Source organism: Rhodococcus sp. P4_C10 (genome assembly GCF_056402135.1).
In genome coordinates, this window is the sequence record NZ_JBFUHZ010000001.1 from 211,483 (window position 1) to 224,553 (window position 13,071).

10 protein-coding genes are annotated in these 13,071 nt (G+C 70.3%); 4 read left to right on the forward strand and 6 right to left on the reverse strand.

The features are described from left to right. Nucleotides 1-184: 184 nt before the first annotated feature. Complete coding sequence (locus AC1DWC_RS01025; RefSeq protein WP_477905358.1) at nucleotides 185-1,228, forward strand: esterase-like activity of phytase family protein; 1,044 nt, start codon at nucleotides 185-187, stop codon at nucleotides 1,226-1,228. 19 nt (nucleotides 1,229-1,247) lie between these two features. Here AC1DWC_RS01025 and AC1DWC_RS01030 read toward each other — a convergent pair whose 3' ends face one another. From AC1DWC_RS01030 to AC1DWC_RS01045, 4 genes are all read right to left on the reverse strand, one after another. Continuing rightward, the gene (locus tag AC1DWC_RS01030; protein WP_477905360.1) at nucleotides 1,248-1,904 is read right to left on the reverse strand and encodes a M50 family metallopeptidase; all 657 of its coding nucleotides are present in this window, start codon (nucleotides 1,902-1,904) and stop codon (nucleotides 1,248-1,250) included. A gap of 81 nt (nucleotides 1,905-1,985) precedes the next feature. Next, nucleotides 1,986-3,404 (reverse strand): amidase, encoded by a 1,419-nt coding sequence (locus tag AC1DWC_RS01035; protein WP_477905362.1) that lies wholly within the window; start codon nucleotides 3,402-3,404, stop codon nucleotides 1,986-1,988. Nucleotides 3,405-3,457: 53 nt separating this feature from the next. Further along, a complete protein-coding gene (locus AC1DWC_RS01040; RefSeq protein WP_477905364.1) occupies nucleotides 3,458-5,047 on the reverse strand; it encodes an ABC-F family ATP-binding cassette domain-containing protein in 1,590 nt (529 codons plus the stop codon). Between the two features lie 264 nt (nucleotides 5,048-5,311). Then, complete coding sequence (locus tag AC1DWC_RS01045) at nucleotides 5,312-5,857, reverse strand: hypothetical protein (protein WP_477905367.1); 546 nt, start codon at nucleotides 5,855-5,857, stop codon at nucleotides 5,312-5,314. A 144-nt stretch (nucleotides 5,858-6,001) separates the two neighbouring features. Between AC1DWC_RS01045 and AC1DWC_RS01050 the strand changes: the two genes are divergently transcribed. The 3 genes from AC1DWC_RS01050 to AC1DWC_RS01060 all read left to right on the forward strand — a co-directional run bounded on the left by AC1DWC_RS01050 (nucleotide 6,002) and on the right by AC1DWC_RS01060 (nucleotide 11,152). Further along, nucleotides 6,002-7,864, forward strand: coding sequence for a penicillin-binding transpeptidase domain-containing protein (locus AC1DWC_RS01050; RefSeq protein WP_477905369.1), 1,863 nt, complete (start codon nucleotides 6,002-6,004; stop codon nucleotides 7,862-7,864). A 330-nt stretch (nucleotides 7,865-8,194) separates the two neighbouring features. Then, complete coding sequence (locus tag AC1DWC_RS01055) at nucleotides 8,195-9,415, forward strand: trypsin-like serine peptidase (protein ID WP_477905371.1); 1,221 nt, start codon at nucleotides 8,195-8,197, stop codon at nucleotides 9,413-9,415. Nucleotides 9,416-9,850: 435 nt separating this feature from the next. After that, nucleotides 9,851-11,152 (forward strand): trypsin-like serine peptidase, encoded by a 1,302-nt coding sequence (locus AC1DWC_RS01060; protein ID WP_477842751.1) that lies wholly within the window; start codon nucleotides 9,851-9,853, stop codon nucleotides 11,150-11,152. A gap of 100 nt (nucleotides 11,153-11,252) precedes the next feature. On the opposite strand, the gene AC1DWC_RS01065 is transcribed toward AC1DWC_RS01060, so the two are convergent. Both AC1DWC_RS01065 and AC1DWC_RS01070 read right to left on the reverse strand, forming a co-directional pair. Continuing rightward, the gene (locus tag AC1DWC_RS01065; RefSeq protein WP_169888157.1) at nucleotides 11,253-11,429 is read right to left on the reverse strand and encodes a hypothetical protein; all 177 of its coding nucleotides are present in this window, start codon (nucleotides 11,427-11,429) and stop codon (nucleotides 11,253-11,255) included. A 102-nt stretch (nucleotides 11,430-11,531) separates the two neighbouring features. After that, nucleotides 11,532-13,001, reverse strand: coding sequence for a peptide MFS transporter (locus tag AC1DWC_RS01070; RefSeq protein ID WP_477905373.1), 1,470 nt, complete (start codon nucleotides 12,999-13,001; stop codon nucleotides 11,532-11,534). Between the last annotated feature and the right edge of the window lie 70 nt (nucleotides 13,002-13,071).

Genomic DNA, 13,071 nt, shown 5'->3' on the forward strand with positions numbered 1-13,071 from the left:
GGGATCCACGGTTCGGTGGACCCGGTCAGTGCGTAACTCAGTGGTCAAGAGCTGTTCATGTCTTACCCATACGGTCCACGGCATGCGACGAAGAACTCTCTGCCTGCTCGTGACTGCCCCGTTTGTTCTGGCAGCCGGCGCCTGCTCGACCGCCGAATCGGCCACCCGCACGGATGACCTCGCTGTGACCCACATCGGCACGATGCAGGTCGCGGACGGACTCAGCCCGTTCGGGCCGGCGCTCGGCGGGATCTCGGGGATCGACTACGACGAGGACACCAGAAGCTACGTTGCCGTCAGCGACGACCGGTCGGAGAAGGGGCCCGCGCGCTTCTACGCCATGACTCTCGATCTCGGTCCGGACGGCGCCTTCGCCGCGGATGCACCGACCTTCACCGAGATGACGACCCTCCTGGCGGCCGACGGCCAGCCCTACCCGAAGAAGGGGGTCGATCCGGAGTCCATTCGCCGTGTTCCCGGAAGCACCGACATCGTGTACACCAGCGAGGGCGACGCGTCGAAGCTGCTCGCGCCGTTCGTGCGCCGCGCCACCGTCGACGGCACCCTCGTCCGTGACTACCCGGTGCCAGCGCACTACACCCCGGTGGCGGGTCCGGACGGTGCCCCGGTGTCCGGCGTGCGCAACAACCTGGCCTTCGAGGGTGTGACGTTCTCCGCCGACGGCTCGAGGATCGTTGCACTCACGGAGAACTCGCTCCTGCAGGACGGCTCGATCGCGACTGCCGCGACCGGCACCGATTCAAGGGTTCTCATGTTCGACAACGCGAGTGGTGACGTCGTCGACGAATTTGTCTACCGGGTCGACGCGATCAGCGGCGACTACCCGGACGTCGTCGACTCAACCGGGTGGACGTTGAAGGCAGATCGTGGGGCGACCGAGATCCTGGCGGTCGACGACGACGAATACCTGGTGATCGAGCGCGGCGCGGTGCCCGGCAAGGGCAACGAGGTGCAGATCTTCTGGACGACCACCGCCGGCGCGACCCCCGTCACCGGCAGGGAGAAGCTCGACGGCACCGAGACTCCGATGCCGAAGAGGCTGCTGTTCGACTTCGCGGACACAGGCGCCAACCCCGACAATGTCGAGGGCATCACCTGGGGCCCGACGCTCGACGACGGCACCCGGACCTTGGTGCTGTGCGCTGACGACAACTTCAATCCGGATGGTGGGCAGCACACCATGTTCCACGTCCTCGCGGTGAGGTAGGCGTCGGAGGGCAACGACGTCAGCCGACGTACTGCGCCCGCCATGCCAGCACCCCGGTGCCGACGGACACGGCGACGAGCAGCACGGTCCACGCCAGGCGGGGCAGGTGGGTGAGGGTGCGCAGCTGGTCCAGGTCCGACCGCCCGGACCGGTTCTGCGCCGCCTCGACGATGGTGCGCAGGTTGCCGATCAGCAGCAGCCAGATCACGACGTAGCCGAAACTCAGCTGGAGCGTGGGTGATCCGTAGTAGGCGACCGTGCCGAACGCGCCGCCCGCGGCGATCAGCACCAGCAGCCCGAAGAAGTTGCGGATGAACGGCACCATCGCCACGATCAGTCCCACCGAGCCCCACAGGAGCAGGGTGAGCTGGCCGCCCGCGATCAGCGCCGCACCCGCGAGACCGAGCAGTGAGGGCGCGAGGTAGCCGGCGGCCGCGGTGAGCACCATCCCCGGTCCGCGGGGCTTGCCGCGCGAGAGGGTCAGGCCCGAGGTGTCCGAGTGCAGCCGGATTCCGGTCAGCCGGCGGCCGGTGCCGACCGCGGCGATCGCGTGGCCGGCCTCGTGGGCGAGCGTCACCGCGTGCCGGGTCAGCTGCCACAGCGGCCCGATCAGCACGAGCGCCGCCGCCACGAGCACCGGGAGGTAGGCCGACCACTGGGTCCAGTACGAGTTCACCCGACCATGGTGCCAACCCGCGTCGCCGCCGCACGGTCCGGCCACGCCGAACCCCCGTTCAACGGTCGGGCCTGGGGTGGCTCAGCGCGGGTCCTGGATCCGCGCCCACGGCTTCGCCTGCTCGAGTTCGAACGCCAGCTCGAGCAGCGTCCGCTCGTCGCCGTGCGCGGCGGAGAAGTGCGACGCGATCGGCAGACCCGCGGCGCTCTGGTGCAGGGGCAGCGAGATCGCCGGACCTCCCGACGCGTTGTTCAACGGGGTGAACGCCGTGAAGTTGATGATCTTGGTGAACAGTTCGTCGAAGTCCTGTGTGGGCGAGAGGTACCCGAGTCGCGGCGTGGTGTGCGAGACCGTCGGCGAGAGCACCACGTCGTAGTGGTGGAACATCTGCGCGTACTGCTGATGGGTGCGCCGCAGGCGGTAGAGCATCCTGGGCGTCTTCCCGATGTTCTTGCGGTACATGGCGGCCAGGCCTCGGGTGAGGTTGTCGGTGCGGGCCTTGTCGAAGTCGGCGCCGAGCATCTTCTTGCCGCCGTTGCAGACCGCGAAGGACAGGAAGCCCCAGTAGAGGCTGAAGTCGTCGACGAAGGCCTGCCCGAACGGCAGCGGCATCTCCTCGACCCGGTGCCCGAGCCCGTCGAGGAGTTCCGCGGTCGCGTGCACGGCGGCGCGGGTCTCGTCGTCGGTGGGGACGCCGGTGATCGAGTCCACGATCACCCCGACCCGCAGCCGCGTCCGGGACGGGCCCTCGACCAGGCGGACCGGCGCCAGCCTGGGGTTGCGGTAGAAGGACTCGGCGGCCGCGTAGAACCGTGCGGTGTCGCGGACCGTCCGGGTCAGCGCGCCCTGCGCGATGATACGGATCGGCATCGTCCTGTCCTGGGCGTCGGGCAGGGTGCGGCCGCGGGTCGGCTTGAGCCCGACCAGGCCGCAGACGGCCGCGGGGATGCGGATGGAGCCGCCGCCGTCGTTCGCGTGCGCGATCGGCAGCACCCCCGCCGCGACCAGCGCGGCGGACCCGCCCGACGACGCGCCCGACGAGTACGCCGGGTTCCACGGGTTGTGCACGGGCTCGGCGTCGGCGTACTCGTTGGAGCAGCTGAACCCGAACTCCGGCAGTCGGCTCTTGCCGAGCGGCACCAGGCCGGTGGACAGGAACTGGGTGACGCAGTCGCTGTCCCGGGCGGCGGGCTTCGGGGTGAACGCCGCGCTGCCGTGCCCGGTCGGCAGTCCCGCCACGTCGACGTTGTCCTTGACGATTGTCGGCACCCCGGAGAAGACGCCGCCGCGGGGTCGCTCCGCCAGGCTCAGTGCGCGCTCGAAGTCGGGGAACTCGATGCCGTTGAGCGAGCCCTGCACCGCCTCGGCCCGCTCGATCGCCGCCTGCACCACCTCGCGGGGGGAGACCCTGCCGGCGGCGATGGCCTCGGCGACGCCGGTGGCGTCGAGGTCGCCGAGGGCGTCGTCGCGGAAGGCGTGGATGCGGGTGTCGTCCGTCATGCCCCGACCCTAGGCCAGCCCGGGGAGGGCGCGGGCGCGGATTCGGCGTGCGGTCACCGCGGATCCACCTCCCGCACCCCGTCGTCGGTGAGCTCGAGCCAGCGGGTCGCGCCGATCTCCCGCAGGAACGGCAGGTCGTGGCTGGCGACGATCAACGCGCCGCGGAACTGGGCCAACGCCTCGGTGAGGTGCTGCAGGCTCGGCAGGTCCAGGTTGTTGGTGGGCTCGTCGAGCATCAGCAGCCGCGGCGCCGGCTCCGCGAGCAGGATCATCGCCAGCGCCGCCCGCAGCCGTTCCCCGCCGGACAGTGCCGAGGTGAGCACGTCGGAGTCGTTGCCGCGGAACAGGAACCGGGCCAGCCGACCCCGGATCTGCTCGGCGGTGGCGTGCGGCGCGGCATCGGCCAGGTTCTGCGCGAGGGTGCGGGTCTCGTCGAAGACGTCGAGCCGCTGCGGCAGCGCCCGCCACGGCACCCGCGGCGGCGTGTCCGCCAGGGCCCGGAGCAGGGTGGTCTTACCGATGCCGTTGCGGCCGACCAGCGCGATCCGTTCCGGGCCGGTGACCGCCAGCGACACCGTGGGGCCGCAGGCGAGGGTGAGGTCGGCGACCTCGACCACCTGTTGGCCCGGGTGAACGACGCTGTCCGGCAGGTCGATCCGGATCTCGCGGTCGTCGCGGACCAGTTCCTCCGCCTCGGTGAGGGTGCGGCGAGCCTCGTCGAGCTTGTCGGCGTGGTTGCCGCGTAGCTTGCCGGCGGAGGCCTGGGCCTGGTTCTTGCGTTCGTTCCCGACGATCTTCGGGTACCGATTCTCTGCCACCATCCGCTTGCCGTAGCGCAGGCGCCGGTCGATCTTGGTCTGCGCCTCGACCAGCTCGCGACCCTGCCTGCGGACGTCGGCGCGGGCGTCGCGGACGGCGGCGCGGCTGGCCTCCTGCTCGGCCTCGACGGTTTCGCGGTAGTGGGCGAAGTTGCCGCCGAACATGCGCAGCTCGCCGCGTCGCAGCTCGGCGATGGTGTCCATCCGGTCGAGCAGGGCGCGGTCGTGACTGACCACCACGACGATGCCGGGGAACTGGTCGACGGCCGCGTACAGGCGGGCCTTGGCGGACAGGTCCAGGTTGTTGGTGGGCTCGTCGAGCAGCAGCACCTCCGGGTCGCCGAGCAGGCCGGCGGTCAGGCCCAGCAGCATCGTCTCGCCGCCGGAGAGGGTGCCGACGGTGCGGCCCAACGCATCCGGAGTCGGTGCGACGTGCGCGAGGCCGAGCCGGTCCAGGGTGGCGACCGCCCGCTCCTCGACGTCCCAGTGGCCCGTGGCGTCGGCGAAGTCCTGCTCGGTGCCCTCACCGGATTCGATGCGGTGTAACGCTTTTCGCTGGTTGTCGATGCCGAGGACGCCGTCGACCGTGCGATTCGGGTCGAGGGTGAGGTCCTGGCGGAGATAGGCGAGCCGGCCGTGCACGGTCACCGAGCCGCGGTCGGGGGTGAGGTCGCCGGCGATCAGCCGCAGCAGCGTCGACTTGCCCGCGCCGTTGCGGCCGACGAGCCCCGTTCGGCCGGGGCCGAATACGGCGTCGAGGCCCTCGAAGGCTGGGTCGCCGTCGGGCCAGGTGAAGGTGAGATCGGACAGGGAGAGATGTGGCATGAATGCTCCTCAGGGTGGGTGCGGCGACGTCGGGCGTGCACGAGCACGCGACGCCGATGGCGCGTCACTACCGCTGAAGGAGCAAGGGCCCTTCTCCAATTCGTCGACAACAGGTCTGGCAGCCACGGTACCGACGGCTCCGTGCGTCGGCAACCGAATTGTGCGGCTCGCCACGCCCGCGCCCTCCCCAATGTCACATTGGGGCCCGTAGGGATACCCGATGTGACATTGGGGAACTGGCGAGGGGCGAGTGAGCGGCCTGCGTCAGATCTGCGGGCCCTCGGCGCGCAGATCCTCCACCTTGCCCATCGCCTCCCGCAGTTCGGCGAGCCACTGCTCGCTGTGCTGGCCGGCGAGCCGGACCGTCCACTTGAGTGCGTCGGCCCGCGAGCGGGCGACCCCGGCGTCGACCAGCGTGTCGAGGACGATCCGTTCGGGTTGGCGCAGCCGCGTCATCACCGGCACCGCGAGGTGGGTGAACAGGGCGTGCCGCTCGCCGAGCGTCGCGCCCCACGCCACCTTGCGTCCGTACCGGGCCTCGGCCTCGTCGGCGATCCGCATCCGCTCCGCGCGGGTGGCCTCCCGGAACCGGGAGATCCGACCGTCGGCTGCGGCGGGGGAGGCGTCGTCGGGGGCCGGCAGCTCGCCGGTCACCACGATCTCCTCGCGGTCGACCTGCACGGTGGCCGGTCCGGTGAACCAGTCGTCGGGTAGCCGGCCGGCAAACCACTCGGCGGCGTCGCTCGCGTCGGGGGCCTCGCCCTGCTGCCAGCCGAAGCGTCGCCCGCCGGGTCCTGGTGCATTCCTCATTGCTCTCACCTCGTCAGTTGCAATGATTACTTGATTACAACGCTACGCCGTGTGATCGAGTGCCGCCAGGATGTCGTGCGCGGTTCAGGGGTCCAGGGACCCGGCAACCGTGCACGGGTGGCGCAGCCGCCTACCCTCGACGCCATGCGCAAATCGATGGGGATTGCCGTGGTGGGTGTGTTCGCACTGGTGCTGGGGGGCTGTAGCAGCGGGCCGACCGACACCGAGCAGGCGGCGCAGCAGTTCGCCGAAGCGCTCACCCAGCGCAACGCGCAGGCCGCCGCCGACCTCACCTCCGACCCGGCCGCGGCGGCGGCGGCGATCACCCAGATGTTCGACGGCGTGGACCCGCAGGACGTGCGGTTCACCGTGGCCACCACCGACAGCGACGCGGGCACCTTCACCCTCGCCGCCGACTGGACCCTCGGCGAGCCGGAGACCGCACCCGCGCCCGCCCCCGCCGCCGCCGCGTCGGCGACGCCGGCCGCGTCGGCCACGCCCGCCGCGCCGGAGAAGTGGACGTACACCACCACGGGCGGCGGTGCCGGCGTCGCTGACGGCGGCGCCATCCCGTGGGACCCGCAGCTGCTCGCCCCGGGCCTGACCGCCGACTCGACGCTGCGCTACACCACCCTCTCCGGCGGCTCGCCGACGGTGCTCGACGCCGCCGGCCGGCCGCTGATGGCCGAGCAGACCGTCACCCTGGTCAACGTCGACACCGCGCAGACCCCGGACCCCGCCGTGACCGCCGCCGCCCTGGCGCCCCTGCTCGCCCCGGTGGCCCCGACCCTCACCGCCGCCTCCGTGCAGGCGGATCTCGCTGCGGCGCAGGGCAAGACGGCCACCGTAATCACCCTGCGCGACGCCGACCTCGAACCCATCGCCGGCGCCCTCGCCGCGGTCCCCGGGGTCACACTGGTCGAGCAGACCCGGCTGCTCACCGTCGACAAGGCGGACACCTCACCGGCCCTCGACGGGCTGCGCCAGCTCTGGCAGGAGGGCCAGGACGCCACCACCGGTTGGGCGGTACAACTGGTGCGCGCCAACGGTTCCGCCGACATGGTCGCCGGTGTCGAGGGCACCCGTGCGCCCGACATTGCCAGCACCCTGGACCCGGCGGTCCAGTCCGCCGCGCAGGACGCGCTCGCCGCCCTGCCGCAGCAGGCCGCGATCGTCGCGATCCGGCCGTCCACCGGGGCGGTACTCGCGGTCGCGCAGAACGCGCCGGCCACCGCGCAGGGGCCGATCGCGCTGACCGGCCTCTACCCGCCGGGCTCCACCTTCAAGACGGTCACCACCTCCGCAGCGCTGCAACAGGGTTCGGTCACTCCCGCCACGGTGCTGCCCTGCCCCGGCAGTGCGAACATCGAGGGCCGCACCATCCCCAACGACGACAACTTCGACCTCGGCGCGGTGCCGCTGCACACCGCCTTCGCCCGCTCCTGCAACACCACCATGGGCCAGCTCGCGGTCGCGATGGGGCCGAACGCGCTGCACGACGCGGCCCTGCAGTTCGGTCTCGGGGTGGACTACGTGACGCCCGGACTGACCACCGTCACCGGCAGTGTCCCGGCCGCCGACACCCCGGCCCAGCGCGTCGAGGCGGCGATCGGGCAGGGGCAGGTCACGGCCTCCCCGTTCGGGATGGCGATGGTCGCGGCGTCCATCGCCAAGGGCAGCGCGCCCGCCCCGATGCTGGTCGTCGGCCAGCCCGGTACCGCGAACCTCACGCCCGCCGCGGCGCCGGTCCAGGTGACCGACGAACTGCGGACGATGATGCGCGAGACCGTCACCGCCGGCACCGCGACCCAGCTCGTGGACCTGCCCGACCTGCGCGGCAAGACCGGCACCGCCGAGGTCGACAACGGGCCGGCGCACGGCTGGTTCGTCGGCATCGACGGGGACGTCGCGTTCGCGGTGTTCGTCGCCGGCGCGGACAGTTCGGCCCCCGCGGTCGATGCGGCCGGTCGGTTCCTGCGGCCGATCCAGGCCCAGCTCCCGCGGTGACCCTCGGGCAGCACCGGGTGCCGCTCGCCTTCGGGGCCGGTCGGGTTTGTCGCCGGAGTCGCGTCGGTCGTCTCCTGTTCGCGCTGCGGATCCGGAAGTTGGACGGGGAGAGGCAGTTCCGCACCGTCCCCGATCGAGCCGTACGCGGCCGCGCCCCTCGGTTCGCCCTGACCCGGCTATCCATGCGCACCATCCGGGCATCCGCTCCGTCGTCGACAACCGTTGCGTCACCGGCGAACTGGGCCTGAACCATCTCCCGATATCCGAGACCGTATGACACCGAGTGCCGTATCTTCACCAGATCATTCACGTACTTTGGGGGTTTGGGGAATGCGCACATTGACAGGCGTCAGTTGGGCTGTTGCGGTGACCACCGCGGCGGCGCTACTCGCCACCGCCGCGCCGGCCAGCGCGGAGAACACGACGCCCTACGAGCGGCCGACCATGGTCGCCGCCGGTAGTGGGTACGCCGCGGATCTGCAGGCGGCGGTCAACTTCTGGACCGTCGACCGGCTCGCCGTTGCCGGTCTCAACGACGACAACGGCTGGCCGATCGACGGCCAGGGCAGTGACGTCATCGTCGAGCCGACCGGTGGAGGCGACGCCCTCAGTGCCACCGCCACGGGTTCCGGCCTGATCCGCAAGACCGCCGGGAAGCTGTTCCTCAAGATCGACGCGCCGGGAAAGACTTGGTTGTCCACCTGCTCGGCGAATGTCGTCAGCAGCGCGAACCAGAGCGTCGTGCTCAGCGCCGCCCACTGCTTCCGGCAGAACTCCTCCAACTGGGACTTCGGCATCGGGATCGAGAACAACACGGCTGTCAGGGCGGTCTTCATCCCGGGCTTCAACGGTGCCGGTCTGGCCCGCTACGTCCTCGGCACGCCGGAGGGGAGCGGGGCGCTGCCCGGAACCGACATCGCGCCCTACGGCGTGTGGGGGGTGACCCGTCAGTGGACCACCAACCTGTGGGCGCAGGACGCCAGCTTCTTCGGTGAAGGCCCCGCGCACGACATGGCCGCGTTCCTGGTCGACAGCCCCACCGACAGCCGGCCGATCCAGCAGGTCACCGGGGGCCAGCAGGTCGGCTTCAACCTGCCCCAGGGCAAGGCGCTGACCGGCTTCGGCTACCCGACCGACAACGCCATCAGCTGGTACAAGACCCCGTACGTCAACGGCGTCCCGACCCGCACGGGTGCGGCCAACGTGTTCGGGACGCCGGCCGCACTCCAGCGCTCCTTCGACGGCCGTACGCTCAAGGTCAGCTCGGGTCAGTCGACCGCCGTCACCGGCAAGTACCTCGACGTGCTGCCCATGGCCATCAGCCCCGGCGCCAGCGGCGGACCCTGGTTCGAGCAGTACGACCCGGCCACGGGCACCGGCATCCAGGTCGGCGTCCTCTCCCACTTCGTCAACGCCGACGGCGGCACGGCGGTCTTGGAGACCCTCTTCGCCAACATGAATCCCGCCCGCCCGCACGGTTCAGTCACCCACTTCATGGCTCAGGAGAAGTCCGTCTTCGACCTCGCCCAGGCTCAGGTCGCGCCGAACTGACACGTTGACGGGCCTCGGGTACGGATCAGGTCCGTACCCGAGGTCCGTTTTCGGTAGCCGGTGAAGATGATTCCGCCGACCCCCAGCGGATCATGTTGGTGTTGGCCGGGTTTCGGCTCAGCGTGGTTGTCGTCGAAGCGAGCTACCTCAGCTGACGAATGCCGCACGGAACTGGTGCCGGTCCAGCCCAGCTGCGGCTTCGCAAGTTGGCCGGAGAGGAAGTTCCGCACGCCCTCCCCGGCTGCGCCGTATGCGCCCGTGTCCTCCGGTTCGGCCTGACCTTGCTGTCCATGCGCACCATCTGGGTATCCGCTCCGCCGTCGACGACAGCACCGGCGAACCGGGCCCGACCTATCTCCCGATACCCGAGACCGCATGACCACGAGTGCCGTATCTTCACCAGATCATTCATGTTCTTTTGGGGGTTTGGGGAAAATGCGCACATTGACGGGCGTCAGCTGGGCTGTTGCGGTGACCACCGCGGCGGCCCTGCTCGCCACTTCCGCGCCCGCAAGCGCAGGGTCCACGGAGGCGCCCGTGCTCGGCACCTCCGGGTCCGCAAGCACCGGGTCCGCCAGCACGAAGTCCACGGCACCCTACGAGCGGCCGGCCATGGTCGCCGCCGGTAGCGGCTACGCCGCGGAATTGCAGGATGCGGTCAACTACTGGACCGTCGATCGGCTCGCCATAGCCGGTCTCAGTGATGACGACATCAGTGAGGCAGGAGGCGGGATCAACGGCCAGGGCAGCGACGCCATCGTCGAGCCGACCGCCGGAGGCGACGCCCTCAGCGCCACCTCCACGGAAACCGGCCTGATCACCAAGACCGCCGGGAAGTTGTTCCTCAAGCGCAGCAAGGTGGGAACCACCGACTACTTCTGGTCCAGCTGCTCGGCGAACGTGGTCAACAGCGCGAACCAGAGCGTCGTGCTCACCGCTGCCCACTGCTTCGAGTCGAACTCCGCCAACTGGGACTTCGGCACCGGGTTGGAGAACGTGGCGACCGACAGGGCGGTCTTCATCCCGGGCTTCAACGGTGCCGCTCTGGCCCGCTACGTCCTCGGCACTCCGGAGGGGAGCGGGGCGCTGCCCGGCACCGACATCGCGCCCCACGGCGTGTGGGGAGTGACCCGTCAGTGGATCACCAGCGAATGGCGGGTCGACCCCAGCCAGTTCGGTGATGGACCCATGCACGACATGGCCGCGTTCCTGGTCGACAGCCCCACCGACAGCCGGCCGATCCAGCAGGTCACCGGCGGCCAGGAGGTCGGCTTCAACCTGCCCCAGGGCCAGGTGCTGACCGGCTTCGGCTACCCCGCCGACAACATCAAGAGCTGGTACGCGCCCCCGTTCGTCAACGGTGTCCCGACCCGCACGGGCGCGGCCAACGAGCACGGGGTGCCGTCCGCACTCCAGCGCTCCTACGACGGCCGTACCCTCAAGATCAGCTCCGGCAAGACGACGGGCATCACCAGCAAGTACCTCGACGTGCTGCCCGCGGCCATCAGCCCCGGCGCCAGCGGCGGACCCTGGTTCGAGCAGTACGACCCGGCGACCGGCACCGGCATCCAGGTCGGCGTCACCTCCCACTTCGTCAACGCCGACGGCGGCCTCCCGGTCTTGGAGACCGTCCTCACCGGGGGAGACTCCGCCCGACCGCACATGTCTGCCAGCCATTTCGTGGACCAGGAGAAGGCCGTCTACGACCTCGCCCAGGCCCAGGTCATGCCGAACTGACACGTTGACGGGCCTCGGGTACGGATCAGGTCCGTTCCCGAGGCCCGTTTTCAGTAGCTGAGGGTGGTCGCGCCGCTCCGGCTGACGAGCCCGGCTCGGCTCAGATGCACCAGACGAGCGCGGCGGACCCGAGCGGGACGCTGAAGCACAGGGACACCGAGCCGACGGCGGGCGAGACGACCGGGAGTTCGCTGGCGGTGGCGACGGGGGCGGCGAAGACGCCGACGGTCAGGGCGATGGCGGTGGCGGCGAGGGTTTTCGTGATCTTGGCGGACATGATGCTCACACCTTGGAGAGGACGAACGAGCGGAAGGAGCCGGTTCTGTCGTGGCTCCCTTCCATCGTCCGCCCGTGGCCAGGTGCCACACAAGGGCGCCGCTCAGTGCACCCCGCGCATCATCTTGCTGATCCACGGCGAGAGCAGCACCATCACGAGGCCGACGCCGATCGACGCCGCCCCGATCCAGGCGAAGTACGGCGCCTGGTCGGATTCGTCGTAGTACTTCGCCAGGGTGCCGGCCATCGACGAACCCAGCGCCACCGACAGGAAGAACAGCGCGACCATCTGGGTGTGGAACGCCCGCGGGGCCAGCTTGGTCGACAGCGACAGCCCGACCGGGGACAGGAACAGTTCCGCGAACGTGAACAGCAGCAGCGTGAACACCAGTCCGAGCAGCGGCGCGCTGTTCTCGCCGCCGCCGGAGAACGGCAGGAACGACAGGAACGCCAGGCCCATGATGGTGGTGCCCGCGGCGAACTTCAGCGGCGTCGAGGGCTGGCGTGGCCCGAGTTTGGTCCACATCGCGGCGAACACGCCCGCGAAGATGATGATGAACACGGGGTTGATCGACTGCACCCACGACGCGGGGAACTCCCAGCCGAACAGGTTGCGGTCGAGGTACTTGTCGGCGTAGATCGCGACCACCGTGAACTGCTGCTGGAACAGTGACCAGAACGCGGCGCTGGCCAGGAACATCGGGATGAACGCGAGCACCCGGCTGCGCTCGGTGCTGGTGATCTTCCGGCTCGACAGGATGACCACGAAGTACCCGATCGAGGCGACGACAGTCACGCCGACCACCACGTCGGAGAGGTTCTCGGTGGTGATCAGCCCGACGCCCGCAGCGGCCGCGAGGACCGCCAGCGCCGCCGCCGCGATCGCGAGGTACCGCAACCGCTCGGCCGTGGGCAGCGGGTTCGACGGCGTCGCGCCGATGCCCGCCAGCCGCTTGCGCCCGATCGTGTACTGGATCAGGCCGACGGCCATGCCGATCGCGGCGAGCAGGAAGCCGGCGTGGAAGCCCCAGTTCTTCTGCGCCCACCCGGTGAGCAGCGGCCCCACGAAGGCGCCCAGGTTGATGCCCATGTAGAACAGCGAGAACCCGGCGTCGCGGCGCTCGTCGCCCTCGGAGTAGAGGTCCCCGACCAGTGACGTCGCGTTCGCCTTGAGGCCGCCGCTGCCCACCGCGATCGCGACGAGTCCGACGCCGACCCCCACCAGCCCCGGGATCGCCGCCAAGGCCACGTGGCCGAGCATCACCAGCACGGCGCTGTAGAACAGGGTGCGTTCGGAGCCGAGCAGCCGGTCCGCCGCCCAGGCGCCGAGGATCGTGGAGAGGTAGACGGTGCCGCCGTACGCGCCGACGATGCTGACCGCCGCCGCCTCGGAGATGCCCAGCCCGCCCTCGGCGGCCGAGTAGTAGAGGTAGTACAGCAGGATGCCCTGCATGCCGTAGAACGAGAACCGTTCCCACATCTCGACGCCGAAGAGGTTGGCCAGCGCAAACGGCTGACCGAAGAATCCGCGGTCGGACTTGGGGTCCCGGGGTAGCGAAGACACTTCGCTCATCCGAAAAGCGTCCCACACCGGAGCGCCGGACGCCCGGCGCGAACGCCGCGCGTGTCAGCGGCCCGGTGTC